At 65.4% G+C, this 23,668-nt stretch carries 23 protein-coding genes and 3 tRNA genes; 8 read left to right on the top strand and 18 right to left on the bottom strand.

The window, feature by feature from the left end:
* The first annotated feature begins 26 nt into the window (after positions 1–26).
* Genes alr through ABKF58_RS09030 form a run of 3 tightly spaced genes read left to right on the top strand, consistent with a single transcriptional unit; the run spans position 27 to position 2,909 of the window.
* Positions 27–1,166: an alanine racemase gene (gene alr, locus ABKF58_RS09040; RefSeq protein WP_482584186.1), complete on the top strand. Its 1,140-nt coding sequence runs from the start codon at positions 27–29 to the stop codon at positions 1,164–1,166.
* Positions 1,126–2,091 (top strand): LysR substrate-binding domain-containing protein, encoded by a 966-nt coding sequence (locus ABKF58_RS09035; RefSeq protein WP_482584185.1) that lies wholly within the window; start codon positions 1,126–1,128, stop codon positions 2,089–2,091. The genes alr and ABKF58_RS09035 overlap by 41 nt, the downstream gene beginning before the upstream one ends.
* Positions 2,088–2,909 (top strand): class I SAM-dependent methyltransferase, encoded by an 822-nt coding sequence (locus tag ABKF58_RS09030; RefSeq protein WP_482584184.1) that lies wholly within the window; start codon positions 2,088–2,090, stop codon positions 2,907–2,909. Before ABKF58_RS09035 ends, ABKF58_RS09030 begins: the two co-directional genes overlap by 4 nt.
* A gap of 318 nt (positions 2,910–3,227) precedes the next feature.
* On the opposite strand, the gene ABKF58_RS09025 is transcribed toward ABKF58_RS09030, so the two are convergent.
* The gene (locus ABKF58_RS09025) at positions 3,228–3,581 is read right to left on the bottom strand and encodes a hypothetical protein (protein ID WP_482584183.1); all 354 of its coding nucleotides are present in this window, start codon (positions 3,579–3,581) and stop codon (positions 3,228–3,230) included.
* Positions 3,582–3,888: 307 nt separating this feature from the next.
* Positions 3,889–5,031: an acyltransferase family protein gene (locus tag ABKF58_RS09020; protein WP_482584182.1), complete on the bottom strand. Its 1,143-nt coding sequence runs from the start codon at positions 5,029–5,031 to the stop codon at positions 3,889–3,891.
* Positions 5,032–5,200: 169 nt separating this feature from the next.
* Here ABKF58_RS09020 and ABKF58_RS09015 point away from each other — a divergent pair, with 169 nt between their 5' ends.
* Positions 5,201–6,463 carry a DUF1615 domain-containing protein gene (locus ABKF58_RS09015; protein ID WP_482584181.1) on the top strand — a complete coding sequence of 421 codons (1,263 nt, stop codon included), beginning with the start codon at positions 5,201–5,203 and terminating at the stop codon, positions 6,461–6,463.
* A 128-nt stretch (positions 6,464–6,591) separates the two neighbouring features.
* Here the strand turns inward: ABKF58_RS09015 and ABKF58_RS09010 are convergent.
* The 4 genes from ABKF58_RS09010 to ABKF58_RS08995 all read right to left on the bottom strand — a co-directional run bounded on the left by ABKF58_RS09010 (position 6,592) and on the right by ABKF58_RS08995 (position 8,132).
* Positions 6,592–6,667, bottom strand: a tRNA-Glu gene (locus tag ABKF58_RS09010).
* A gap of 2 nt (positions 6,668–6,669) precedes the next feature.
* A tRNA-Arg gene (locus tag ABKF58_RS09005) sits at positions 6,670–6,746 on the bottom strand.
* Between the two features lie 6 nt (positions 6,747–6,752).
* Positions 6,753–6,846: transfer RNA gene (locus ABKF58_RS09000), tRNA-Ser, on the bottom strand.
* 53 nt (positions 6,847–6,899) lie between these two features.
* Positions 6,900–8,132 (bottom strand): aspartate kinase, encoded by a 1,233-nt coding sequence (locus tag ABKF58_RS08995; protein WP_008954876.1) that lies wholly within the window; start codon positions 8,130–8,132, stop codon positions 6,900–6,902.
* 340 nt (positions 8,133–8,472) lie between these two features.
* Here ABKF58_RS08995 and ABKF58_RS08990 point away from each other — a divergent pair, with 340 nt between their 5' ends.
* From ABKF58_RS08990 to ABKF58_RS08980, 3 genes are read left to right on the top strand one after another with little or no spacing between them, the layout of a single operon-like run.
* Positions 8,473–9,228 carry a (Fe-S)-binding protein gene (locus tag ABKF58_RS08990; RefSeq protein ID WP_008954875.1) on the top strand — a complete coding sequence of 252 codons (756 nt, stop codon included), beginning with the start codon at positions 8,473–8,475 and terminating at the stop codon, positions 9,226–9,228.
* Positions 9,225–10,607, top strand: a complete 1,383-nt coding sequence (locus ABKF58_RS08985) for a lactate utilization protein B (protein WP_482584180.1) — start codon at positions 9,225–9,227, stop codon at positions 10,605–10,607. The genes ABKF58_RS08990 and ABKF58_RS08985 overlap by 4 nt, the downstream gene beginning before the upstream one ends.
* Positions 10,604–11,173: a LutC/YkgG family protein gene (locus ABKF58_RS08980; RefSeq protein ID WP_482584179.1), complete on the top strand. Its 570-nt coding sequence runs from the start codon at positions 10,604–10,606 to the stop codon at positions 11,171–11,173. Before ABKF58_RS08985 ends, ABKF58_RS08980 begins: the two co-directional genes overlap by 4 nt.
* A 113-nt stretch (positions 11,174–11,286) precedes the next feature.
* Here ABKF58_RS08980 and ABKF58_RS08975 read toward each other — a convergent pair whose 3' ends face one another.
* From ABKF58_RS08975 to ABKF58_RS08940, 8 genes are all read right to left on the bottom strand, one after another.
* A complete protein-coding gene (locus tag ABKF58_RS08975; protein WP_482584178.1) occupies positions 11,287–12,654 on the bottom strand; it encodes a DEAD/DEAH box helicase in 1,368 nt (455 codons plus the stop codon).
* Positions 12,655–12,777: 123 nt separating this feature from the next.
* Entirely contained in the window at positions 12,778–13,698 is a 921-nt protein-coding gene (locus ABKF58_RS08970; protein ID WP_008954871.1) for a CobD/CbiB family protein, read from the bottom strand.
* A gap of 75 nt (positions 13,699–13,773) precedes the next feature.
* The gene (locus ABKF58_RS08965) at positions 13,774–14,238 is read right to left on the bottom strand and encodes a flagella synthesis protein FlgN (protein WP_482584177.1); all 465 of its coding nucleotides are present in this window, start codon (positions 14,236–14,238) and stop codon (positions 13,774–13,776) included.
* 26 nt (positions 14,239–14,264) lie between these two features.
* Complete coding sequence (gene flgM / locus ABKF58_RS08960; RefSeq protein ID WP_482584176.1) at positions 14,265–14,558, bottom strand: flagellar biosynthesis anti-sigma factor FlgM; 294 nt, start codon at positions 14,556–14,558, stop codon at positions 14,265–14,267.
* Between the two features lie 84 nt (positions 14,559–14,642).
* Positions 14,643–15,329: a flagellar basal body P-ring formation chaperone FlgA gene (flgA, locus tag ABKF58_RS08955; RefSeq protein WP_008954868.1), complete on the bottom strand. Its 687-nt coding sequence runs from the start codon at positions 15,327–15,329 to the stop codon at positions 14,643–14,645.
* 123 nt (positions 15,330–15,452) lie between these two features.
* A complete protein-coding gene (gene thrC, locus ABKF58_RS08950; RefSeq protein ID WP_482584175.1) occupies positions 15,453–16,859 on the bottom strand; it encodes a threonine synthase in 1,407 nt (468 codons plus the stop codon).
* Positions 16,860–16,870: 11 nt separating this feature from the next.
* On the bottom strand, positions 16,871–18,181 hold the full coding sequence (locus ABKF58_RS08945; protein WP_008954866.1) for a homoserine dehydrogenase: 1,311 nt from the start codon (positions 18,179–18,181) through the stop codon (positions 16,871–16,873).
* A gap of 193 nt (positions 18,182–18,374) precedes the next feature.
* Entirely contained in the window at positions 18,375–19,604 is a 1,230-nt protein-coding gene (locus ABKF58_RS08940) for a pyridoxal phosphate-dependent aminotransferase (protein WP_482584174.1), read from the bottom strand.
* A gap of 217 nt (positions 19,605–19,821) precedes the next feature.
* On the opposite strand from ABKF58_RS08940, the gene ABKF58_RS08935 reads away from it, so the two are divergent.
* Positions 19,822–20,187 carry an Mth938-like domain-containing protein gene (locus tag ABKF58_RS08935; protein WP_008954864.1) on the top strand — a complete coding sequence of 122 codons (366 nt, stop codon included), beginning with the start codon at positions 19,822–19,824 and terminating at the stop codon, positions 20,185–20,187.
* Between the two features lie 91 nt (positions 20,188–20,278).
* On the opposite strand, the gene ABKF58_RS08930 is transcribed toward ABKF58_RS08935, so the two are convergent.
* The 4 genes from ABKF58_RS08930 to ABKF58_RS08915 form a co-directional block, all read right to left on the bottom strand.
* Positions 20,279–20,659, bottom strand: a complete 381-nt coding sequence (locus ABKF58_RS08930; RefSeq protein ID WP_482584173.1) for a carboxymuconolactone decarboxylase family protein — start codon at positions 20,657–20,659, stop codon at positions 20,279–20,281.
* Positions 20,660–20,819: 160 nt separating this feature from the next.
* The gene (ubiB, locus tag ABKF58_RS08925; RefSeq protein ID WP_482584172.1) at positions 20,820–22,346 is read right to left on the bottom strand and encodes a ubiquinone biosynthesis regulatory protein kinase UbiB; all 1,527 of its coding nucleotides are present in this window, start codon (positions 22,344–22,346) and stop codon (positions 20,820–20,822) included.
* 15 nt (positions 22,347–22,361) lie between these two features.
* The gene (locus ABKF58_RS08920; RefSeq protein WP_482584171.1) at positions 22,362–22,940 is read right to left on the bottom strand and encodes a ubiquinone biosynthesis accessory factor UbiJ; all 579 of its coding nucleotides are present in this window, start codon (positions 22,938–22,940) and stop codon (positions 22,362–22,364) included.
* A 99-nt stretch (positions 22,941–23,039) separates the two neighbouring features.
* Positions 23,040–23,663 (bottom strand): LysE family translocator, encoded by a 624-nt coding sequence (locus ABKF58_RS08915; RefSeq protein ID WP_294866909.1) that lies wholly within the window; start codon positions 23,661–23,663, stop codon positions 23,040–23,042.
* Between the last annotated feature and the right edge of the window lie 5 nt (positions 23,664–23,668).

The raw sequence follows: 23,668 nt of genomic DNA, 5'->3' as shown, positions 1-23,668 counted from the left end.
CCGCGCCGGCCGCCGAAAGCCCTGCCATGACCAAGACCGCTTACGTTGAAATCCACCTGCCCGCGCTGCGCCGCAATTACGCCCTGGCCAAGACGCTGGCCGGCGCGGCGCGGGTCTGGGCCGTGCTCAAGTCGGACGCCTACGGCCACGGTCTGACGCGCGTGGCGCTGGCGCTGCCCGAGGCCGACGGCTTCGCCCTGATCCAGCCGGACGACGCCGTGACGCTGCGCCACGCCGGCATCGGCGCGCCGATCCTGCTGCTGGAAGGGGCGCTGGAGGAAGGCGATGTCGACATCGCCGCGCAGCACCGTCTCGAGCTGGTGCTGCGCTCGGAACACCAGCTGCAGTGGCTGCGCCAGAAGGCGCGGCCGGTCACGGTCTGGGTCAAGGTCAATACCGGCATGAACCGCTTCGGCTTCACCCCGGAGCGGGCGCTGGCGGTGGTGCGCCAGTTGCAGGCGACGCCGTTCTGCCGCGTCGCCGGGCTGATGACCCACTTCGCCTGCGCCGACCAGCTCGGCACGCCGCTGGACGAGCCGTGGCGGCGCTTCCTGCAGGTGGTCGAGGCCACCGGCCTGCCCTACACCGCCGCCAACAGCGCGGCGCTGCTGCGCGAAGCGCGCACCCACGGCGCGGTAGCCCGCGTCGGCGGGCTGCTCTACAACAACAACCCGTTCTACCCCGACACCCGGCTGTGGCCGATGGCGGCCGAGCCGGTGATGCGCTTCGCCGCGCGCATCGTGCACGTCAGCACGCTCCAGGCCGGCGACAGCATCGGCTACGGCGCCGCCTTCACCGCCCGCCACGACATGCGCATCGGCATCGTCGGCGCCGGCTACGGCGACGGCTACCCGCGCGCCGCCCCCAGCGGCACCCCGGTGCTGGTGGACGGCCGACGTGCCGCGCTGGTGGGCCGGGTGGCGATGAACGTGCTGGCAATCGACCTCTCCGCCCTGCCGGAGGCGCAGGTCGGCGACGAGGTCACGCTGTGGGGCGCGCCGGGGCTGAGTTGCGACGAGATCGCCTGGCGCTGCGGCACCATCAGCGAAGAACTGCAATGCGCATTGACGAGCCGGGTGCCGATCCGGCAGATTGTGGCGGACTCCATCGTATCCGCCATCCCTGATGAACAAACTGCCCCCGCTCAATGCCTTGCGCATCTTTGAAGCGGTCGCCCGTCTGCAAAGCTTCACCAAGGCCGCCGAGGCCCTCTACCTGACACAAAGCGCGGTCAGCCACCAGATCCGCAAGCTGGAAGAACACTTCGGCTTCCCGCTGCTGGTGCGCGGCCAGCGCGGCATCGACCTGACGCCGGAAGGCGCGATCCTGCAGCACAGCGTGCACGACGCCCTGCTGCAGATCGACCACACCTGCGACCAGCTCAGCCAGCGCCACCACGCCATCCGCATCAAGTCGCCGCCGTCGATCGCGGTGCGCTGGCTGGTGCCGCATCTGCAAGCCTTCAAGCAGCAGTTTCCCGATCTCGACATCAGCGTCAGCACGGTATGGGAGGAAAAGCCGGCGTTCGACTGGGGCCTGTTCGACCTCGCCATCCAGTACGGCATCGGCGACTGGCCCGGCGTCACGGTCGAGCTGCTGCACCGCGAGCGGCTGATCCCGGTCGCCGCGCCGGCGCTGCTGCAGGGCCGCCAGACCCTGACGCCGGACGATCTGGCCACGCAGACGCTGATCCACTCGACGCGCGACCGCCACGATTGGCGGCTGTGGCTGGGGCTGTCCGCGGGCGAGTGGCCCAAGGGGCAGAAGGAATTGCTGTTCGACGCCGACGTGATGGCGGTGGAAGCCGCCCGCTGCGGACTGGGCGTGGCGCTGATCGACCCCTTCCTGGTGCAGGATGCGCTGGACGACGGCAGCCTGCTGACGCCGCTGCAGCGCACCGTCCAGACCGGCAAGGCCTACTACCTGGTGCGCCCCCGCACCACCGCCACTCGCGCCGCCTGCAGCCGCTGGTGGAGTGGCTGCAGAACGCCGCCTGAGCCTGCCCGGCCCCGCCGCATATTGTGCTGCCGGCGCCGCCCCGGCTTGGTAAAATGCGCGCCAACCCGCCTTATTCTCAGGATTCCAGCGTGAGCGCCATCCCCGACATCAAGCCCGGGCAGTCGATCGAACTGCTCAAGGAACTGCACATCCTCACCCGCGACGGCAAGCTCAACCAGGACAGCCGCCGCAAGCTGAAACAGGTCTACCACCTCTACCAGTTCATCGAGCCTCTGCTGGCCGACGTACTGGCCGAGGGCGGGGAACTGACGCTGGCCGACCACGGCGCCGGCAAGTCCTACCTCGGTTTCATCCTGTACGACCTGTTCCTCAAGGAGAAGAACGCCGGCCACGTCTACGGCATCGAGACCCGCGCCGAGCTGGTGGCGCGCTCGCGCGAACTGGCCGAGCGCCTGGACTTCCCGCGCATGTCCTTCCTCGACCTGACGGTGGAGCAGTCGATCACCTCGCCGCTGCTGCCGGAGCGCATCGACGTGGTCACCGCGCTGCACGCTTGCAACACCGCCACCGACGACGCCATCAAGTTCGCGCTGGCCAAGCAGGCCCGCTTCATCGTGCTGGTGCCGTGCTGCCAGGCCGAGGTGGCCACGGTGCTGCGCAAGAACAAGAACCAGAGCTTCGGCCTGACGCCGCTGTCGGAAATCTGGCGCCACCCGATCCACACCCGCGAATTCGGCAGCCAGCTCACCAACGTGCTGCGCTGCCTGCAACTGGAGGCGCACGGCTACCAGCTGACGGTGACCGAACTGGTGGGCTGGGAACATTCGATGAAGAACGAGCTGATCATCGCCCGCTACACCGGCGCGCCACGCAAGAACGCCGAGCAACGCCTGGAAAGCATCCTGCACGAGCTGAACCTGGACGAGCTGCGCGAACGTTTCGTCTACTGAGACCGCCCCCCGTTCTTCGGCCAACCTTGAGCACGACCGACAAGGTTGGCCGAAGAACGTCCTCGCACGTCAAGGGTGCGCATCCTCCTGCGGCCCGCCCACCCTCTGCTTCAACACGCCCCCCACCCGAAACCCATGCACGATCGCCTCGCCAGCGTCAGTCCCTCCTGGCCATCGCGATGGTGTTGGACCTCCCCACGCCAGCTGCCATCCTCTCCGACAAAAAAATGGCCATCCGTGTGGATGGCCCAGTCTAGAGAGGAGGAGAAAACCCGGGGGGACACTCGCCTGTGCGCCGCGTCCCGAAATCGGTCGGGGTTACCGCTGCCAGTAGCGGTTCTGATCGTCGTGGCGCTGGTAGCGGATCGCCTCCGACAGCGCCTGTTCGCTGCGTTCCAGGTCGCGCTGCTCAGGGCGCGACAGATAACCGTCGGCCAGATAATCGCGCCGCTTGGCCCGCAGATCGTCCAGTTGGCGTTGCAGACGGCGTGCCTCCCAGCGCGTCAGCGAGCCATCCTGCACGCCACGCTCGATGCGTACCTGGTAAGGACGGTAAGACGGATAAGACTGGTAGTAGCCATGATCGGGCTGATTCCAGCGATCCCCCGCGCCATCCCTGGCAAACGCCGCCAGCGGCAACAGGGACAAAGCAACAAGCAAGGCACGTTTCATGATGGGGTTCCTTGGTAGTGAGAACGTGCTTGCAGTGTAGGAGGCAAGTTTGTCGGATCTGTGTCGCCCCGCGCCGTGCTTGTTAAAAGATGTTAAACATCCTCGCGCGATCCACAACGCCCGAACGGGCCCAGATCGACACCGCCGCCGGAGGAAAAGGAACGCAGGAGAATCCGCCTAACAGGCGTACGCCGCGGCAGCGGCACAGGGGAGAAGTACGGCGCCCTCATCCCGCGCACCGCGGCATGGCGAAGGGAAGGAAGGGCGCGACAAGAAGCGGCAGCAGGCGCGGACGCCCCCGCCAGCCTCAGCGCCGCCAGACCAGCCGACTGACGGTGCGCGAGACGTGGATGCTGGTATCGTCGACCCAGCGCGCGTAGGGCAGCGAGCACAGATAGATCGCCGCCACCGACGCCGCCAGGCTCGACAGCGAGGCGCCGGTGTAGGACAAGGTCGGGCGCAGGGCGTTGAACACCAGCGGCGCCACCGTGGCCAGCACCAGCATGTGCAGCAGGTAGGCCGAGAACGACATGCGGCCGAGCCAGGCCATGGCGCGCCCGGAAAGACGCTGCCCCAGCCACGGGCTCTTCAGCACCGCGCCGACGATCAGCATGCCGCCCAGCTCATTCGCCAGATCGTAATTGGCCAGCGACTCGCCGCGCCAGGACAGATCCAGGTTGCGCTCGATGAAATTGTAGGAACTGCTCGCTTCGTGATACCCCACGAGATACAGCCCGGCCAGCAGCGCCGACAGCGCCAGCACGCGGTTATCGACGGTCCACTCGCTCGCCGCCAGCCAGAGGCCGAACACGAACAGCGCGTAGTACACGCCATTGCCCGGCACCAGCAACAGGCAGCCCAGCGCCGCGACCGGCAACAGCCAGTCCGGACGCGGCCAGCGATCGAGCAGTGCGGCCAAGGCGTACACCAGCAGCGAACCGAAGAACTCGATGCGCATCGTCCACAACGCCCAGTTGTAGTCCGCCGCCCCCCACAGGATGGTATCCACCGAGCCCTGCTCCACGGCGTTCCCCAGCGAGAAATCAAAGGCGCCGAACAGGCGGATCCACTCGCCCAGCGCATGCCGGTCGACCCGCGGCAAGGCGAAGGCGAACACCGCCCAGGCCAGCAGGCAACTGATCAGGATCGGCAGCATCAAGCGGAAGTAGCGGCGCACCACCATGCCGGGTAGGGCCTGCAGCAGCCCGTCCCGGCCCAGCACGCTGCGCCCCAGCACGAAGCCGCTCAGGACGAAGAACACGCACACCGCGCCCGAGCCGGAATACACGAAGCCGAAAGGCGAATTGAACACCCAGCGCTCAAAACCCGAGCGCAGCTGGTCGAAATCACCGTGCAGGTAAGGCCAGAAAGTCAGGGATGCGTGGGAAAAAATCACTGCCAGCGCCGCCAAGCCTCGAACAGCCTCGACGGCCAAATTCTTGTTGCTCATGGATACAGAACGATCGGAGACATAAACAAAACAACACATTATAAGGCCTGCGCCCGCAAGCCACAGCGTAAACTTGATGCGACGGTGTCTGGCGTGGGGCCGGCACTTGCCCTGACCCGAGCATTACCCTACTCTTGCGCCAGTTCTCCAGCCTTACGAGTTCCTCATCGTGCCGAAACGCCGCTACGCCCTGTCCCTGCTGTTCACCGTCAGCCTGGCCGGTTGCGCCAGCCCCACCACTCCGGTGAGCCAGCCTTCCTCCGCCCCCATCGTCGTGCCACCGGATGGCTACCCGCAGCCGGACAACACGGCATCGGCACCGGTGGAACTGCCGCCAGTGGAAACCCCGCTGACCATCACGCCCCCGCTCATTGGCAAGCCGATCACGGTGCTACCGCGCGTGCCGCCGATCAGCGCAGCGCAAGGCCGCGCCACCCTGGACAAGGTCCTGCCCGCCAAGATACGCGACCGCGCCGGCTGGGCCGAAGACATCTTCGACGCCTTCACCGCCCTGAAGTTGCCTTATACCGCCGAAAACTTCTGCGCCGCCGCCGCCGTCATCGAGCAGGAATCGAGCTGGCAGTCCGACCCGACGGTGCCGGGGCTGCCCAAGATCGTCTGGGGCAAGATCGGGGAAAAGGCCGCCGGCTACCACATCCCCCTGCCGCTGGTGAAGACCGCCCTGCTCAAGCCCTCGCCCAACGGCCGCAGCTACAAGGAGCGCATCGACACGCTGCGCACCGAAAAGCAGATGAACGAACTGTACGAAGACATGTCGGCGGAGGCGGAGAAGATCGGCTTTCCCACCATCATGAAGAAGAACCCGATCCGCACCGGCGGACCGATGCAGGTCAGCGTGGAGTTTGCCGAAGCCCACGTCCGCGCCTGGCCCTACCCTTACTCGCGCAAGACCAGCCTGCGCAATGAAGTGTTCAGCCGCCGCGGCGGCGTGTATTTCGGCAGCGCCATCCTGCTGCAATACCCGGCCCCGTACAAGGACATGCTGTACCGCTTCGCCGATTTCAACGCCGGCCGCTACAGCAGCCGCAACGCGGCCTTCCAGGCGGTCATCAGCCGGCTCAGCGGGCGGCGCCTGGCGCGCGATGGCGACCTGCTGAGCTATGAAAACGGCCAAGCCAGCGGCGGCAGCACCTTGAACGCCCTGCAGGCACTCGACAACCGGCTGGGCATGAGCGACAACGCCATCATGCGCGATCTGAAACAGGAAAAACTGGCAACCTTCGGCCAGACCGAGCTGTACCGCAAAGTATATGCCTTGGCCGACCCGCTCTACGGCGGCCAGGCACCGCGCGAGCAGTTGCCGCAGATCGACCTGAAAAGCCCCAAGATCACCCGCAAGCTGACCACCGAGTGGTTTGCCGAGCGAGTGAACGGGCGCTATCAGACCTGCCTGCAGCGCGCTGCACATTAAGTGTCAGGAATACCGGGGCGCTAACGCGCCCTGGCTTGGTAGCGCACTCGATACCGGGTAAGACGCCCGGCCGCTGGCCGAGGGAAAAACAAAAAAGCCAACCCGAAGGTTGGCTTTTTTGTTGAAACTGGCGTCCCCACGGGGATTCGAACCCCGGTCGCCGCCGTGAAAGGGCAGTGTCCTAGGCCTCTAGACGATGGGGACAGTGGCGCATCCGGAGCGATTCGAACGCCCGACCCTCTGGTTCGTAGCCAGATACTCTATCCAACTGAGCTACGGATGCGCTGTCTGGCGGAGAAAGAGGGATTCGAACCCTCGATACAGGTTTAAGCCCGTATGCTTCCTTAGCAGGGAAGTGCCTTCGACCACTCGGCCATTTCTCCGTGAGAGAGACGCCATATTAAAGATGACGCCTCACCCTGTCAACCCCCTGCGATCAGGCTTCGACCGTCTGATCGAGGCCGAAGGCCTTGTGCAGCACGCGCACGCCCAGCTCGAGGTATTTCTCGTCGACCAGCACCGACACCTTGATTTCCGAGGTGGAGATCAGCTGGATGTTGATGCCCTCTTCGGCCAGGGTACGGAACATGGTCGAGGCGATGCCGCAATGCGAACGCATGCCGACTCCGACGATGGAGATCTTGGCAACCTTGTCGTCGGCGTCGATCTTGGCGGCGCCGATGTGGGTCTGCACGTCGCGCAGGATGCCCAGGGTGCGCTGGAACTCGCCGCGCGGCACGGTGAAGGAGAAATCGGTGGTGCCGTTCTCACCCACGTTCTGGATGATCATGTCCACTTCGATGTTGGCGTCGGCGATCGGGCCCAGGATCTGGTAGGCGATGCCCGGCTTGTCCGGCACGCCTTTCACGTTGATGCGCGCTTCGTTACGGTCAAATGCGATGCCTGCTACTACGGCCTTTTCCATGTTTTGGTCTTCCTCGAACGTGATCAGTGTGCCTTCCCCTTCCTCTTCGAAACTGGAGAGTACACGCAGCCGAACCTTGTACTTGCCGGCAAATTCTACCGAGCGGATCTGCAACACCTTGGAGCCCAGGCTCGCCATCTCGATCATTTCCTCGAAGGTAATGGTCTTGAGGCGGCGCGCTTCCGGCACCACGCGCGGGTCGGTGGTGTAGACGCCGTCGACGTCGGTGTAGATCTGGCACTCGTCGGCCTTCAGTGCGGCGGCCAGCGCCACGGCCGAGGTATCGGAACCACCACGGCCCAGCGTGGTGATGCTGCCCAGCTCGTCGACGCCCTGGAAACCGGCCACGATGACGACCTGACCGGCGTCGAGGTCGGCACGCATGGCAGCGTCGTCGATCGACTGGATGCGGGCCTTGCTGTGCGAGCTGTCGGTGACGACTGGCACTTGCCAGCCGCAGTAGCTCTTGGCCGGAACGCCGATTTCCTTCAGCGCCATGGCCAGCAGGCCGATGGTGACCTGTTCGCCGGTCGACACGAGCACGTCGAGTTCGCGCGCGTCCGGATACTCCTGGATGTCCTTGGCCAGACCGATCAGGCGGTTGGTTTCGCCGCTCATGGCGGAAACCACGATCACCAGATCATGTCCCTGAGCCTTCCATTTGGCGATGCGCCGGGCGACATTCTTGATACGCTCGGTGGTGCCCACCGAGGTGCCGCCGTACTTCTGTACGATGAGTGCCATGCTTGCTCTTACATATGGGAGATTAAAAATTCGAACCCCGATTCTGACCATATCTTGGGGCGAATTGCAAGGATGTTTTCGGGCGATATCCAGAACGCCCCCCGCAATGCAGCAAATCGAGCCGGGACGGGCGCTCGGGCCATGTACAATTTGACCAATAAAACCCGGAAAATCGCCACTTTCAGCCAATCAATGGCATGCGGCGGGTATTTGCTTGCCGGGCTCGCCGCAACGGCTTTTTCCGTGCCAAGGGTTACTCCGCATTGGCAAAGCCCTGCCGCGGGGCTTTAATGCAGCATGACACCCCTGCCCGCCGCGGAAAACAACTCGGAAGGTCCCCATGAAAGTCGGCTTGTTCATTCCCTGCTTCGTCAACGAACTGTATCCCCACGTCGCCATGGCCACGCTGGAACTGCTGGAAGGCTACGGCGTAGACGTGGCCTACCCCATGGAACAGTCCTGTTGCGGTCAGCCACTGGCCAATAACGGCGACAGCAGCGGCGCCTGCGAGGCCGCCCTGCGCTTCACCGGCGTGTTCAAGGACTTCGACTACGTGGTGGCGCCCTCCGGCAGCTGCGTCTCGCACGTGACCCACCACTACCCTTGGTACATCGCCGACAACGCCGACTTCCAGCGCCTGCAGCCACGGGTCTTCGAGATCGTCGAATTCCTGCAGGACGTGCTGAAGGTGGAGAAACTGCCCAAGCCGGTGCACTTCCCGCACAAGGTGTCGATCCACCAGAGCTGCCACGGCCTGCGCGAGCTGCACCACGCCAGCCCGAGCGAGCTGATGATCCCCTACCAGTCGCGCCTGGAGCGCATCCTGCAACTGGTGGACGGCATCGAGATCGGCCTGCCGGAACGACGCGACGAGTGCTGCGGTTTCGGCGGCACCTTCAGCGTGGACGAGGCCGACGTCTCGGTGGCGATGGGGCGCGACCGCGTGGCCCAGCACGAGGCCACCGGGGCTGAGTACATCGTCGGCGCCGACCCGTCCTGCCTGATGCACATGGGCGGCATCATCCGCCACAACGGACGCACCATCCGCCCGCTGCACGTGGTGGAAATCCTCACCGGTCGCGGAGGTGCGGCATGAAGGCCGACAACATTCATCACCCGGACGCCGCGCGCGAGTTCCTCGCCGACCGCGCCCGCGCCAGTTGGCACGACCGGGCGATCTGGTTCGTGCGCCAGAAGCGCGACGTCCAGGCCAAACAGCTGCCAGAGTGGGAAGAGCTGCGCAAGTTGGCCGAACAGATCAAGGCGCACACGCTGTCCAAACTCGACGACTATCTGGTCCAGTTCGAGGAGAACGCGCGCCGCAACGGCGTCACCGTGCACTTCGCCGCCGACGCCGCCGAGCACAACCGCATCGTGCACCAGCTCCTGGCCGCACGCCAGGTGAAGAAGCTGGTGAAGTCGAAGTCGATGCTGACCGAGGAATGCGGGCTCAACCCCTACCTGGAGGAGCGCGGCATCGAGGTGATCGACACCGACCTGGGCGAGCGCATCGTGCAACTGCGGCACGAACCGCCGAGCCACATCGTAATGCCGGCGATCCACCTCAAGAAAGAGCAGATTTCCGAGCTGTTTCATGAAGAGCTCGGCACCGAGGCCGGCAACAACGACCCGACCTACCTGACCCATGCCGCGCGCGCCAACCTGCGCCAGCACTTCCTGACGGCCGACGCCGGACTGACCGGGGTCAACTTCGCCGTCGCCGAGACCGGCGGCGTGGTGGTGTGCACCAACGAGGGCAACGCCGACCTCGGCACCGCGCTGCCGCCCCTGCACATCGCCTCGATGGGCATCGAGAAGATCATCCCCAAGCTGGAGCACCTGGGTGTGTTCACCCGGTTGTTGGCACGCTCGGCGATCGGTTCGCCGGTGACCACCTACACCTCGCACTTCCACCGCGCGCGGCCGGGCGGCGAGATGCACATCGTCATCGTCGACAACGGCCGCAGCGACATCCTCGGCAACCCGGACTTCTACGCCAGCTTGCGCTGCATCCGCTGCGGCGCCTGCATGAACACCTGCCCGGTGTACCGGCGCAGCTCCGGCCACAGCTACAGCTACGTCATACCGGGGCCGATCGGCTCGACGCTGGGCCCGAGCCGCGACATCAAGAAGCACGGCAGCATGGCCTTCGCCTGCACCACCTGCGGCTCCTGCTCCAACGTCTGCCCGGTGAAGATCAACCTGCACGAACAGCTCATCCTGCAGCGCAAGCGGGCCTTCGACGCCGGAACCCTGAAGCCGGCCAAGAAGATGGGGTTGTTGGCGATGCGCTTCCTGACCCAGCACCCGGCACTGATGGATGCCGGCGGCAAGGCGATGCGCAAGGTGGTGCCGATCCTGCCGGCATTCATCAAGGACGGCACGGCGTGGAGCCGGCCGGGACGCGAGCTGCCCGAGATGCCGGAACACAGCTTCAAGGAACTCTACCGCCGCCGCCAGGAGGACAAGCAATGAGCAGCAGCCGCGACGCCATCTTGGCCAAGATCCACCGCAACCGCCCCGGCGGGCCGGCGCTGCCGGACATCCACGCCGTGCCGTTCGTTACCTTCGACGACAAATTCGCCGCCTTCGCCGGCCTGATCCGCAACCTCGGCGGCGAGGCCATCTGGCTGGCCGACGGCCAGAGCGTGGCCGACGCGGTGGCGCAACGTTGGCCGAAGACCGGGCGCACCGTGGATCTGACCACGATACCGCACGAGGAAGCCTTTACCCCGCACGACTGGCACGACGTCGACGTCGCCATCGTGCCCGGCGAGCTCGCCGTGGCGGAAAACGCCGCGGTGTGGATCAGCCACCCCGACAACATCTTCCGCTCGCTGTATTTCCTGACGGAAAAGCTGGTGATGGTGGTGCCCAAGGACAAGCTGGTCGACACCATGCGCGACGCCTACGGTCAGATCGCCATCCGCGAGCATGGCTTCGGTGCCTTCATCTCCGGCTCGTCGCGCACCGCCGACATCGAGCAGAGCCTGGTCATGGGCGCACACGGCGCCATGGCGGCACTGGTGATCTTCTGCTGACAAGCCGTCCGTTTTCCCTTTTTGGTGTGTTGCTCTGATAGACCCCGCTTGCGGGGTCTCTTTTTTGTCGGCAACAAAAACCCCGCCGAGGCGGCGGGGTTGTCCAAGCGATCTTACTTGTAGCGCGGCGGCAGCAGCAGCGCCGGAATCTCGCGCTGACGCTTGCCAACGCGTGCCTTGAACACCTTGCGCGGTTCGCCGTTGTCGATGGGCTTGCGCAGCGGCTCGACCACGGGGGCCGCCACCGGGGCGCGCGATGCACTGCGGCTATTGCCGCGCCCATTTTCCGCCGAGCGGCGCGGCGGCGGCGCGATCTCGTCGGCCGGACGCTCCAGCCACGACGGCCAGAAGCCGGACACCGGCTGCGGCTTCAGCGTCTGCCGCGTCAGCTTCTCGATCGCCTCGAGCTGCTTGCCTTCGTCCTGCCCCATCAGCGAGATGGCCACGCCGGAGGCGCCGGCCCGGCCGGTACGGCCGATACGGTGCACATAGTCTTCCGGCGCGTTAGGCAGCTCGAAGTTGACCACGTAGGGCAGTTCGGAGATATCCAGACCACGCGCCGCCACATCGGTCGCCACCAACACCTTGACCTCGCCGTTCTTGAACGCGGTCAGGGTTTCCAGGCGGGCACCTTGCGCCTTGTCGCCGTGGATCGCCTCAGCGGCATGGCCGTCGCGCTTCAGATCGCGCGCCAGCTGGTCGGCGGACAGCTTGGTCTTGCAGAACACGATGACCTGGCCCATCTGGCGCTCGCGGATCAGGTGCGACAGCAGGTAGCGCTTGCGCTGGCTGTCCACCGAGAACACCAGCTGCTCGACCTGGGCGTTGGTCGAATTCTGCCGTGCCACTTCGACGGTCTGCGGGTCGTGCATGAACTCCTCGGCCAGGCGCTTGATCTCCGGCGCGAAGGTGGCGGAGAACAGCAGGGTCTGGCGCGTACGCGGCAGCATGCCGAGAATCTTGCGGATGTCGTTGATGAAGCCCATGTCCAGCATGCGGTCGGCTTCGTCCAGCACCAGCACGTCGACCTTGTTGAGCTGCACCGTCTTCTGGCCGACGTGGTCGAGCAGACGACCCGGCGTGGCGATCAGGATCTCGACGCCGCGACGCAGCTCCTGCGTCTGCGGGTCCATGTTCATGCCGCCAAACACCACGGTGGAGCGCAGCGGCAGGTACTTGGTATAGGCGGCGGCGTTGACCGCGATCTGGTCGGCCAGCTCGCGGGTCGGCGACAGGATCAGCGCGCGCACCGGATGCATGGCCGGCGAGGCGCTGGTACTGGCAAATTTCTTCAGGCGTTCCAGGATCGGCAGCATGAACGCCGCCGTTTTGCCGGTGCCGGTCTGCGCAGCAGCAAGGAGATCTCGCCCGGACAGCACCAGCGGAATGGCTTTGGCCTGGATCGGCGTGGGTTCGGAATAACCCTGCTCGTCGATGGCGCGGAGAATCTCCGGCGACAGCCCAAGCTCGGCAAATGACATGAACAATACTCCTGCGGTAAAGCCTGAGACGGCCGGCCGGCGGTCGGCTGTCTCGAAACGGATGTTGGTTTCAGTAACAAATAAAAAGGCCGACGCCGCCCGAAGGCGGCGCCAGCCGGTCGATCAGCTCAGTTGGGCGGCAACGCTGATCAACAGGATCACGAACAGCCAGAGCAAGGCGGAGCGCCACACCAGCCCCACCGCGCTCTTCAGGTAGTCGGGATCGGACTCCTCGCCCAGCCCCAGCTCCGGACGGAACTTGATGGTGTAGTCCTGCCGTACCGGGTCACCCAGCTTGACGCCCAGCGCACCGGCCGCCGACGCGAGCAGGATGCCGTGCGCGTAGTGGCCCCAGGTACGAGCCTGCGAGCGCCAGCAATAGAGCGCGTCCTCGAAGTCGCCCATGATGGCGAAGCTGATCGCCGTCAGGCGCACCGGAATCCAGTCCAGCCAGCTCATGGCCCGCGCGGCGAAGCGGCCAAACAGGTCGTCGCCCGAACTGCGCTCGCCCCACTTCTGCGACAGGATGTAGCTCAGCCGATACAGCACGGCCCCCGCCGGACCGGGCAGGATCAGGAACCAGAACATGGTGCCGAACACGTGGCGGTAACTGTCCACCACGCCCTGCTCGATCGACAGCCGGGAAATCTCGTTGACCGACAGTTCCGCCGTCGGCTGGCCGGTCCAGTGTGCCAGCGTCTGGCGCGCGTCGAAATCGCGCCCTTCCGTCAAGGCCACGGAAATCTCGGAGAACGAACTGGAGAAATGACGGAACCCCATGGTGAGATACAGCACCAGGACGTTCCACGCCAGCCCCAATACCGGGCTCACCGCCGCCAGCAGGTAGTAGCCGCCGAGGGCGATCAGCAACGGCGGCAGCATCGCCGCCAGCCAGGCCATCACGCCATGCCGGTTGTAGCCGGCGTTCAGGTTGCGCTCCAGGTGATTGGCGTAGCGGGTGAACAGCAGCCAGACCCGGTTGCGGTTACCCAGCGGGCGAAGTTGCTCGAGTGCGAGTGCGAAGATCAGGGATAGCAGGGTCATGGCTTATGGTCTTGAGGTGGTCTCTGGCCCAGACGCACGATACCACAAAGGCATCGTCGCGCCCACCCGACCCGCTCAGGCCAAGCCGAGATGACGGCCGCCGCCGGACAGGGTGGGCGGGGCCCCGTCCTTGCCGTAGCCGAGCGTGGAGATAGCGGCTTGGCGCAGCACCTCGAGCGTTTCCTCGGTCAGGGCGAGATGGCGCTGTACCAGCTCGCCGTTGAGGCGGTTGATCGCCTGCACCTGCTTGAGGGCCGCGTCGAGCTCGGCCCAGGCGCGGCGGGCCGCATTCTTGTCGGCAAGCCAGGCGTGCACCCGTTCGGCATCGATCAGGTCGAGCGACTGCATCAATGCGGCACGCCGCCGAGACGACTCGGCCAGCCGCTCCAGCAGACGCCTCTTCTCCTCGGCCAGGGGCTCGAGCGCGGCCACCTCGTTGCGCACCAGCACCGCCTGCTCGCGTTGCATCAGTTCCGCCAACGCCTTGAGCTGGGTGGTTTCCTCCTGGCACGAGGCGGTAAAGGTTTCGGCTTGCGGCATGGTTTAGTCGGAAAGGTTGGCGGGGCTCAACGGGACAGCAGGTCCTGCGCCGAGGCGATGAGCTGGTCGGCGATCTTGTCCGGGTTGATCTGGAACGAGCCGGAGGCGATGGCCTGCTTGATGGCGTCGACCTTGGCGGCATCGAAAGCCGGGGAGTTGGCCACCTCGCGCTCGACGGCCCCGATCTTGGGGTTGATGGCGACGTTATCGGACGCCGAAGCGGAAGCGCTGTCCGAGGTGCTGGGGGTGCTCTCCCGTCGCACGGGCTTGCTCTGGGCGCCGTACGCTCCAAGGGCCTTGCTCGTGTTGTCGATTTTCATGGCTAACGTCCTTCCACGAGAGAGTTTGGGGATTTGTACTTATTATCGACTGGAACAACACAATCTTGAGGATTTTATTTTTGCTTAGTACGACACCAACACGCTGCCGTCGGCCTGGGCCACGCCGCTGACCTCGCGGCCACTGGCCATCCTCACCCGCACCGACTCGCCGGCGGCGGCATTGCCTCGCGCCGTGCCTTCGGCCGTCGCGACAAAACCGTCGCCCTGCGCCAGCACCTTCACGCGCTGATTGGTCCGGATCACGTCCGGCTGCTGCAGCATGAAACTGCGCAGCCAGGCACCGGCCGGCACGCTGCTCCTCATGCTCTGGCCGATCGCCTGGTCGAGCCGGTTGAGCACGTTGCGGCTGAGCGCCGGCGAGGTCATTTCCGCCAGCCTGACGTCGTCCGGGGCCAGCAGCTCTCCGGCCTTGAGCGGACGGGTCGCCACCACGCCCATTCTCTTTTCGGCAATCGTCACCGGCAGCCGCAACGACCAGCCTGCCGCCGGGCAGGACAGGTCGAGCGAGGAGTTGCCACTGGGCACGGCCCCTGCCGACCAACTCACCTGGGGCTGCTCGCAGGCTGGCAACGCCAGACGCGGATCGAGCCGGCCGAGCGTGAAGGTCGCCGGCCGAAAGCGCAGCTCCTGCTCGACGAAGCGGCGCGCAGCCTGCTCCAGTGCCGCCAGATTCTGCGTGGCGGCCAAGAGCTCGAGCGGGTGGAGCAGGAGGCCCAGCAGGAGCGACAAGGCGATAAGGCGTTTTTGCATGTGCCTCATTCTACCCGAGAAATCGCCGGGTGGAGGGCGCGGCAGCGGATGAGAAATAACACAGGCGGAAACGACAAAGGCCCCTCACGGGGCCTCTGTCGAGTCATCGGGTCATTCCGGCTCTCAGGCCAGTGCGGCTTCGATGAAGCCTTTCACCGCAGCGGCGTCGGCGTCGAACACGGTGACACGCTGCGGCAGGTTCTCGATGCCGTCGAAACCGGCCGGGCGCGGCGGGTCACGGTCCAGCGCCTCGCGGATGGTGTCGGCAAACTTGGCCGGCAGAGCGGTTTCCAGGCAGACCACGGTCTCGCCCGGCCGGCGCACGTCGCGCGCCACCTTGATGCCGTCGGCGGTGTGGGTATCCACCACCACGCCGTCTTCACGATCGACCAGACGAATCGTTGCCAGGCGGTCGGCATGCGTGCTCTTGCCGGAGACAAAGCCGAAACGCTCGCGCACCGCGGCCAGCTCGGACGACAGGTCGAAGCCCTCGCCCGAATCCACCTTGGCCCACAGCTCGCGCACCTTGGCCGCGTCGCGGCCGACCAGGTCGAACACGAAGCGCTCGAAGTTGGACGCCTTGGAGATGTCCATCGACGGGCTGGAGGTGACCCAGGTGTTGGCGGTGCCGCGCGGACGGTAGATGCCGGTACGGAAGAACTCGTCGAGCACGTCGTTCTCGTTGGTGGCAACGATCAGGCGCTCGACCGGCAGGCCCATCTGGCGGGCGATGTGGCCGGCGCAGACGTTGCCGAAGTTGCCGGACGGCACACAGAAGCTGACCTGCTCGTCGTTGCTGGCGGTGGCGTTGAAGTAGCCCTTGAAGTAGTACACCACCTGCGCCACCACGCGCGCCCAGTTGATCGAGTTGACCGTGCCGACCTTGTGACGCGCCTTGAAGGCGTGGTCGTTCTGCACCGCTTTCACGATATCCTGGCAATCGTCGAACATGCCGCGAATGGCGATATTGTGGATGTTTTCGTCCTGCAGGCTGTACATCTGCGCACGCTGGAACGGGCTCATCAGGCCGTCCGGGCTCAGCATGAACACGTTGATGCCGGCCTTGCCGCGCATCGCGTATTCGGCCGCCGAGCCGGTGTCGCCGGAGGTGGCGCCGACGATGTTGAGCTCTTCGCCCTTCTTGGCCAGCACGTACTCGAACAGGTTGCCGAGGAACTGCATCGCCATGTCCTTGAACGCCAGCGTCGGGCCGTTGGACAGCTCCAGGATGACCAGGCCGTCCTTGAGGCGCTTGACCGGGGTGATCTCGGCCGAGCCGTACACTTCGGCGGTGTAGGTGCGGTCGAGCATATCCTTGAGGTCGGCCTCGGGGATATCTGTGGCGAACAGGCGGATCACCTCGAACGCCAGCTCGGCGTAGGAGAGGCCGCGCCAGGCATCGAGCTGTTCACGGCTGATCTGCGGGTAATGCTCCGGCAGCGCGAGACCGCCATCCGGGGCCGGGCCCATCAGGATGGTGTCGGAGAATTCCAGCGGCTGCATGCCGCCGCGGGTGCTGATGTAATGCATAGGGGTTCCGTTCAGCCGTTGAGTTCTTCCATGCGCAGACGCACCACCTTGCCTGCCACGCTATCCAGCGCCTCGATGGAGGCAATGGCACGGTTGACCTGTTTCTCCTGCACGCGGTGAGTCAGGATCACCACTTCGGCGGAGCCGTCGGCATCCGCGCCCTTCTGGATCAGTGCCTCGATCGAGATGCCGTTGTCGGCCAGGAGGCGGGTGATCTCGGCCAGCACGCCGGTACGGTCGGCCGCGGCGATGCGCAGGTAGTAGGAGCTGTGAATCTCGTCGATCGGCAGGATCGGGGTGTCCTGCAGGCGGTCCGGCTGGAACGCCAGGTGCGGCACGCGGTGCTCGGGATCGGCGGTCAGCAGACGGGCCACGTCGACGATGTCGGCCACCACGGCGGACGCGGTCGGCAGCGCGCCGGCGCCGGCGCCGTAGTACAGCGTCGGGCCGATGGCGTCGCCCTTGGCCATCACCGCGTTCATCACGCCGTTGACGTTGGCGATCAGGCGGTCTTCCGGGATCAGCGTCGGGTGCACGCGCAGCTCGATGCCGGCGTCGGTGCGGCGGGTCAGGCCCAGCAGCTTGACGCGGTAGCCCAGTTCCTCGGCGTACTTGATGTCGCGGCCGTCGAGCTGGCTGATGCCTTCCAGATAGCACTTGTCGAACTGCATCGGGATGCCGAAGGCGATCGATGCCATGATGGTGAGCTTGTGGCCGGCGTCGTGGCCCTCGATGTCGAAGGTCGGGTCGGCTTCGGCATAGCCCAGCCGCTGGGCCTCGGCCAGCACGTCGGCGAAGCTCGAGCCCTTGTCGCGCATTTCGGTCAGGATGAAGTTGGAGGTGCCGTTGATGATGCCGGCGATCCACTCGATGCGGTTGGCCGAAAGACCTTCGCGCAGCGCCTTGATGATCGGGATGCCGCCGGCCACGGCGGCTTCGAACGCCACCATCACGCCCTTCTCCTGGGCGCGGGCGAAGATTTCGTTGCCGTGCACGGCCAGCAGTTTCTTGTTGGCGGTGACCACGTGCTTGCCATTCTCGATGGCCTTGAGCACCAGCTCCTTGGCGATGGTGTCGCCGCCGATCAGCTCGACCACGATGTCGACGTCGGGGTGGTTGACGATCTGCATGGCGTCGTCGACCACCGGCACGTCCGGACCGACCACTTCACGTGCGCGTTCCAGCTCGCGGTTGGCCGCCATGAACAGGCGAATCTCGCGACCGGCGCGGCGGCTGATTTCCTCGGCGTTGCGTTTGAGTACGGTGGCGGTACCGCCACCGACTGTCCCTACTCCCATCAGACCAATGTTGATCGGCTGCATGGCATCTCCTGATATTGAATGGTGTCAGATTTTTTTATGTGTCCCCGGCTCAAGGCCTACCGGCAAGGACGTAACGCGCTTGCCGCTGGGTCCTGCGCCGATAAAAAAGGGAGCCTGCCGGCCCCCTGCTTTACTGCCGTACTGCGCGGTCCATTGTGCCACGATCGTGGCCGTTGTAACGCTAAAACTTGAGCTAGTCGGTGCCGTGACGTTTGCGGTAGCTTTCGAGGAAGCGGGCGATGCGGCCGATGGCCTCGATCAGGTCGTCGCTGTTGGGCAGGAACACCACGCGGAAATGGTCCGGGGCGATCCAGTTGAACCCGGAGCCCTGCACCAGCAGCACCTTTTCTTCCTGCAACAGTTCGAGGATGAACTGCTGGTCGTCGCTGATCGGGTAGATCTTGGGGTCGAGGCGCGGGAACAGGTAGAGCGCCCCCTGCGGCTTGACGCAGCTGACGCCGGGGATGGCGGTCAGCAGTTCGTGCGCCAGATCGCGCTGGCGCGCCAGCCGCCCGCCCGGGGCCACCAGGTCGTTGATGCTCTGGTAGCCGCCCAGCGCGGTCTGGATGGCGAACTGCGCCGGCACGTTGGCGCACAAGCGCATCGAAGCCAGCATGTTGAGGCCTTCGATGTAATCGCGGGCGTGCTTCTTCTCGCCCGACAGCACCATCCAGCCGGCACGGTAGCCGCAGGCGCGGTAGTTCTTGGACAGGCCGTTGAGCGTGACGCACAGCACGTCCGGCGCAAGGCTGGCGATCGAGGTGTGCTGTACCTCGTCGTACAGCACCTTGTCGTAGATTTCGTCGGCGTAGATGATCAGCTGGTGCTGGCGCGCCAGCTCGACGATTTCGGCCAGCAGCTCGGGCGGGTAGACCGCGCCGGTCGGGTTGTTGGGGTTGATGACGACGATGGCGCGGGTGTTGGCGTTGATCTTGGCGCGGATGTCCTCGATGTCGGGGAACCAGCCGGCTTGCTCGTCGCACACGTAATGCACCGCCTTGCCGCCGGCCGGGCTGACCGCAGCGGTCCACAGCGGGTAGTCGGGCGCCGGCACCAGCACTTCGTCGCCAGTGTCGAGCAGCGCCTGCATCACCATCACGATCAGCTCGGATGCGCCGTTGCCGATGTAGATGTCTTCCATCGCCACGTTCGGCAGCTGCTTCTGCTGGGCGTAGTGCATGATCGCCTTGCGCGCGGCGAACAGGCCCTTGGAGTCGGAATAGCCCGAGGCGTCCGGCAGGTTGGCGATCACATCCTCGATGATCTCGTCCGGAGCGAAGAAGCCGAACGGCGCCGGGTTGCCGATGTTGAGCTTGATGATGCGGTGGCCTTCGTCTTCCATTTTCTTGGCGTGCTCGAGGACCGGTCCGCGGATGTCGTAACAGACGTTGGCGAGTTTTTGTGATTTGTGTACAGGCTGCATGGCAGTGTCGTTTACCGTGGCATTCCGCCCGCCGGAACCCTTGGCCCGTTTGCGGCGACGCGGTGAGTGTTCGTTCAAGATTCATCCCCTGGGTGCGGCAAACACGACGGCACCGGCGCGATACCGGCGGTCGTCCTTGGCGGCGGGTCAAGGTATAATCCTATCCCAATACGTGGTGCACTGCACTAGCAGCAAAACCCCGCCCAGGAAGCTCTCCATGAAACTGCATCAAGCCAGCGGCCAAGGCCGCAACCTGTTCACCGGCTACGGCGAAGGCCATGTCCTGATCAACCAGGTCCGCCACGACGGCAACCTCGTCGTCACCCCGGACGAGGTGCTGCCGTGGGCGCCGGCCAGCTTCGAGGAACTGGCGAGCGAGCATTTTGCCCTGCTGCTCGACCTCACGCCGGAGGTAGTGTTGTTCGGCAGCGGCGCGCGCCTGCGCTTCCCCCACCCGCGCCTGACCGCGGTCCTGACCAACGCCGGCATCGGGGTCGAGGTAATGGACACCCAGGCCGCCTGCCGCACCTACAACATTCTGCTGGCGGAAGACCGCCGCGTGATCGTCGCGCTGTTCAGCTGACTCACACCCCGCTCCGCAACACAGCAAAACGCCGCTCCCCGTCTAAAGGAGCGGCGTTTGCCATTGGGTCATCCGGCGGTGGCCGGCGCGGTCACAGTACGGCAGCCTCCCGCTCCGGCTGCACGGCGCGTTGCCCGCCGAACGACTCGTAGGCCATCAGCGCCTCGGCCGCCGTCATCAGCGACGGTCCCCCTCCCATGTACACCGCCACCTGCAGCATTTCCAGAAACTCGCCACGGCTGCAGCCCAGCTCGACCAGTGCCTTGGCGTGAAAAGCCGGGCAGCCCTGGCAGCGGCTGGCGATGCCGATCGCCAGCGCGATCAGCTCCTTGTTCTTGTTGGACAGCGCGCCATCGTTATGCGCGGCGCGACTCATCTGGCCGAAGCCCTTCATGGTTTCCGGGATTTCGCGGCGCAGTTCCGCCACCTTGCTGCCGATGGCCGAAGCCAGTTCCTGGTAATTGTGACTCATGATCCATCCATTCGTTTAAGTAAATTACATTATATAATTTACTTAAACGAATAGCGAAAAACAAGTCCTTCGGCCAACCTCCCAACGGCAGGCAGCAGAAGGACCGTTCAAGCAGGGTCAGGCCATCAAGAATCGATTCCCCACCTTGAAGACATCAGGCTCACAGAAAATTGTGCAGCAGCAGCGCCCCCAGCAGCAGCGCGATCAGCGACAGCCGGAAATTCTGCTTTTTCTGCTCGCGCATCAGGTGCATGTAACCCTCGATCAGCAGTTCGCCGCGGCTGGCCGAGAGCGCCTCGTTGAGGCGGCGCGGCAGCGTCGGCAGCGTGGTGGCCCACTGCGGCGCCTCGTGGCGCAGCGTCTTGATCAGACCGCGCCAGCCGATCTGCTCGTTCATCCATTTGGTCAGGAAGGGCTTGGCGGTATCCCACAGGTCGAGGTGAGGGTCGAGCTGGCGCCCCAGCCCTTCGATGTTGAGCAGCGTCTTCTGCAGCAGCACCAGCTGCGGCTGGATCTCGACGTTGAAGCGGCGGCTGGTCTCGAACAGGCGCAGCAACACCAGACCGAACGAAATCTCGGACAACGGCTTCTCGAAGATCGGTTCGCACACGGTGCGCACCGCCGCCTCCAGTTCCTCGGCGCGGGTGTCTTTCGGCACCCAGCCCGACTCGATGTGGGCGGTGGCGACACGGTGGTAGTCGCGGTTGAAGAAGGCGAGGAAGTTGACCGCCAGGTAGTGCTTGTCGACGTCGGTGAGCGAGCCGACGATGCCGAAGTCGAGCGCGATGTAGCGCCCGTCCGGCGCCACGAAGATGTTGCCCGGGTGCATGTCGGCGTGGAAGAAGCCGTGGCGGAACACCTGAGTGAAGAAGATTTCGACGCCGAAACGGGACAGCTTCTTGAGATCGATGCCCTGCTCGCGCAGCCGCTCGATCTGCGAGATCGGCGTGCCGTGCATCCACTCCAGCGTCAGCACCTCGCGCGTGGTGTAGTCGTAGAACACCTCCGGCACGATCAGCTGGTCGGAGCCGGTGAAGTTGCGCCGCAGCTGCGAGGCGTTGGCGGCCTCGTGCATCATGTCGAGCTCGTCGTGCAGGTACTTGTCGAACTCGCCCACCACCTCGCGCGGCTTGAGACGCTTGCCGTCGACGAAGAAGCGCTCGACCCAGCCCGCCAGCGTGCGCATCAGCGCCAGATCCTGCTCGATCACCGGCTGGATGCCGGGGCGCAGCACCTTGACCGCCACTTCCCTGCCCTTGCTGCCATCCGGTAGTTTCAGCCAGGCCTTGTGCACCTGCGCCACCGAGGCGCTCGCCACCGGCACGTCGTTGAAGTCGGCGTACAGGCTGTCGACCGTGCGGCCGAAGCTCTGCTCGATGACCTGGCGCGCCAATGCACCGTCGAACGGTGGCACCTTATCCTGCAATCGCGCCAGCTCGTCGGCGTAGTCCGGCGGCAACAGGTCGCGCCGGGTGGACAGCACCTGGCCGAACTTGACGAAGATCGGCCCCAGGCTCTCCAGCGTCTCGCGCACGCGTTGCGGCAGCGGCGCCGAGGTGTCGCGCCGCAGCGGGCAGAAGCGGAACAGGGTATGGACGAAACCGAGCCGGGAATGGCCCTCGAAGAAGTCGTCGAGGCCGTAACGGTAGAAGGTGGAAACGATCTTGATGAAACGCGAAATCCGCATGATCGGCAGGGAGCCTTATGAATTCTTGGGGTTAACGGCGGCTTCCAGCGCCGCCAGGCGCTTCTCCAGCCGCGCGGCGTCGTCGCGCAGCGTGTCGACGGCGTGGACGAAGGTATCGACCTGAGGTTTCTTGGCCAGCAGCGGCGCTTCCTCGCGCAGGTGCTCGATCCAGTTTTCCGCCAGGCGCCAGGCGATCTCGCCCTTGACGCCCAGCATGCCGCGCGCCAGCTTTTCCAGGCGGCTGGCGGCGACGTCGCCGACCACGCGCGACAGGTCTTCGGCGGCGTCCCACTTGAGCCCGCCGACCAGCCGTGCCACCGCGGTGGCGAGGTCGGTGTCGCCCTCCAGCGCGATGTCGGCGAGATCCGGCTGGCGACCGCTGAGCGTGGCCAGCGCCACGCTGTGCTTGAGACGGATCACCGCCTCCGGCTCGCCTTCGCAGGCGGCGAGCCAGCCGTCCTCGGTGAACACGCCGCTCAACGCGAGCGGCGGCAGCTGGATGGCCACGCGCCGGCCGGAGAAGCGGGCGAGTTCGTCGCGCACCGCCGGGTGCTGGTTCAACACGTGGTTGAAGGCGGCAATCTGGAGCTTCATCTCACTATCCTTGTATTTACACCTCGATGCCGGCCAGGCTCCGGCGCTTGGACACGACAGCCCCGCGACATCGCCGGACGACGCTGGGGCCGGCCGGACTCAGGCTTTCAACCGGGCAAACAACAGGTTCACCCCCAGCGCCATGAACAACCCGCCACAGACCCGGTCGAGCCAGCGCGATACGCCACTGCGCCGCAGCCACGCCCCCAGGCGCGCCGCCAGCAGTGCCAGGCCGCAGCACCACACCAGCCCGGTGGCCACGAAGGCGAGGCCCAGGATCACGAACGACATGGCACCGGCGCCCGGCTTGACGAACTGCGGCAGGAAGGCGAGGAAGAACAGCGCCACCTTGGGGTTGAACAAGTTGGTCAGGCAGGCCTCGCGCAGCACGCGCCAGCCGTCGGCCGCAGCGGGCGCCGGCAGCGCGGCGACACCGCCGCCGCTCTTCAGCATCTTCAGCCCCAGCCACATCAGGTACGCGGCCCCCAGCAGTTTCACCAGCAGGAAGGCCGTAGCCGAGGTCGCCAGGATCGCCGACAGCCCGAACGCCGCCAGCAGCGTGTGACCCACACTCCCCAGGCCGATGCCCAACGCCGACAGCAGCCCGGCCGCCCGGCCCTGCGCAGTGCTGCGCCCGAGGATGTAGAAGGTGTCCGGCCCCGGCGTGACGTTGAGCAGAAAACCGGCTGCAACGAACGCCCACAGGTTGGTAATGCCGTCCATGGCGC

Source organism: Pseudogulbenkiania sp. AW2-16 (assembly GCF_056824575.1).
The sequence above is the reverse complement of the archived record's forward strand: the minus strand, read 5'-3'. Positions and strand labels throughout refer to the sequence as shown.

Coding starts and splice junctions, on each gene's coding strand:
- ABKF58_RS08920 (WP_482584171.1), bottom strand. CDS start 22,940: ATGAAGCTCCAGATTGCCGCCTTCAACCACGTGTTGAACCAGCACCCG.
- ABKF58_RS08945 (WP_008954866.1), bottom strand. CDS start 18,181: ATGCAGCCGATCAACATTGGTCTGATGGGAGTAGGGACAGTCGGTGGC.
- ABKF58_RS08935 (WP_008954864.1), top strand. CDS start 19,822: ATGAAACTGCATCAAGCCAGCGGCCAAGGCCGCAACCTGTTCACCGGC.
- ABKF58_RS08975 (WP_482584178.1), bottom strand. CDS start 12,654: ATGTCATTTGCCGAGCTTGGGCTGTCGCCGGAGATTCTCCGCGCCATC.
- ABKF58_RS08940 (WP_482584174.1), bottom strand. CDS start 19,604: ATGCAGCCTGTACACAAATCACAAAAACTCGCCAACGTCTGTTACGAC.
- ABKF58_RS09020 (WP_482584182.1), bottom strand. CDS start 5,031: ATGAGCAACAAGAATTTGGCCGTCGAGGCTGTTCGAGGCTTGGCGGCG.
- ABKF58_RS08990 (WP_008954875.1), top strand. CDS start 8,473: ATGAAAGTCGGCTTGTTCATTCCCTGCTTCGTCAACGAACTGTATCCC.
- alr (WP_482584186.1), top strand. CDS start 27: ATGACCAAGACCGCTTACGTTGAAATCCACCTGCCCGCGCTGCGCCGC.
- ABKF58_RS08995 (WP_008954876.1), bottom strand. CDS start 8,132: ATGGCACTCATCGTACAGAAGTACGGCGGCACCTCGGTGGGCACCACC.
- ubiB (WP_482584172.1), bottom strand. CDS start 22,346: ATGCGGATTTCGCGTTTCATCAAGATCGTTTCCACCTTCTACCGTTAC.
- ABKF58_RS09035 (WP_482584185.1), top strand. CDS start 1,126: ATGAACAAACTGCCCCCGCTCAATGCCTTGCGCATCTTTGAAGCGGTC.
- flgM (WP_482584176.1), bottom strand. CDS start 14,558: ATGAAAATCGACAACACGAGCAAGGCCCTTGGAGCGTACGGCGCCCAG.
- ABKF58_RS08930 (WP_482584173.1), bottom strand. CDS start 20,659: ATGAGTCACAATTACCAGGAACTGGCTTCGGCCATCGGCAGCAAGGTG.
- ABKF58_RS08915 (WP_294866909.1), bottom strand. CDS start 23,663: ATGGACGGCATTACCAACCTGTGGGCGTTCGTTGCAGCCGGTTTTCTG.
- thrC (WP_482584175.1), bottom strand. CDS start 16,859: ATGCATTACATCAGCACCCGCGGCGGCATGCAGCCGCTGGAATTCTCC.
- flgA (WP_008954868.1), bottom strand. CDS start 15,329: ATGCAAAAACGCCTTATCGCCTTGTCGCTCCTGCTGGGCCTCCTGCTC.
- ABKF58_RS08980 (WP_482584179.1), top strand. CDS start 10,604: ATGAGCAGCAGCCGCGACGCCATCTTGGCCAAGATCCACCGCAACCGC.
- ABKF58_RS08985 (WP_482584180.1), top strand. CDS start 9,225: ATGAAGGCCGACAACATTCATCACCCGGACGCCGCGCGCGAGTTCCTC.
- ABKF58_RS08970 (WP_008954871.1), bottom strand. CDS start 13,698: ATGACCCTGCTATCCCTGATCTTCGCACTCGCACTCGAGCAACTTCGC.
- ABKF58_RS09025 (WP_482584183.1), bottom strand. CDS start 3,581: ATGAAACGTGCCTTGCTTGTTGCTTTGTCCCTGTTGCCGCTGGCGGCG.
- ABKF58_RS08965 (WP_482584177.1), bottom strand. CDS start 14,238: ATGCCGCAAGCCGAAACCTTTACCGCCTCGTGCCAGGAGGAAACCACC.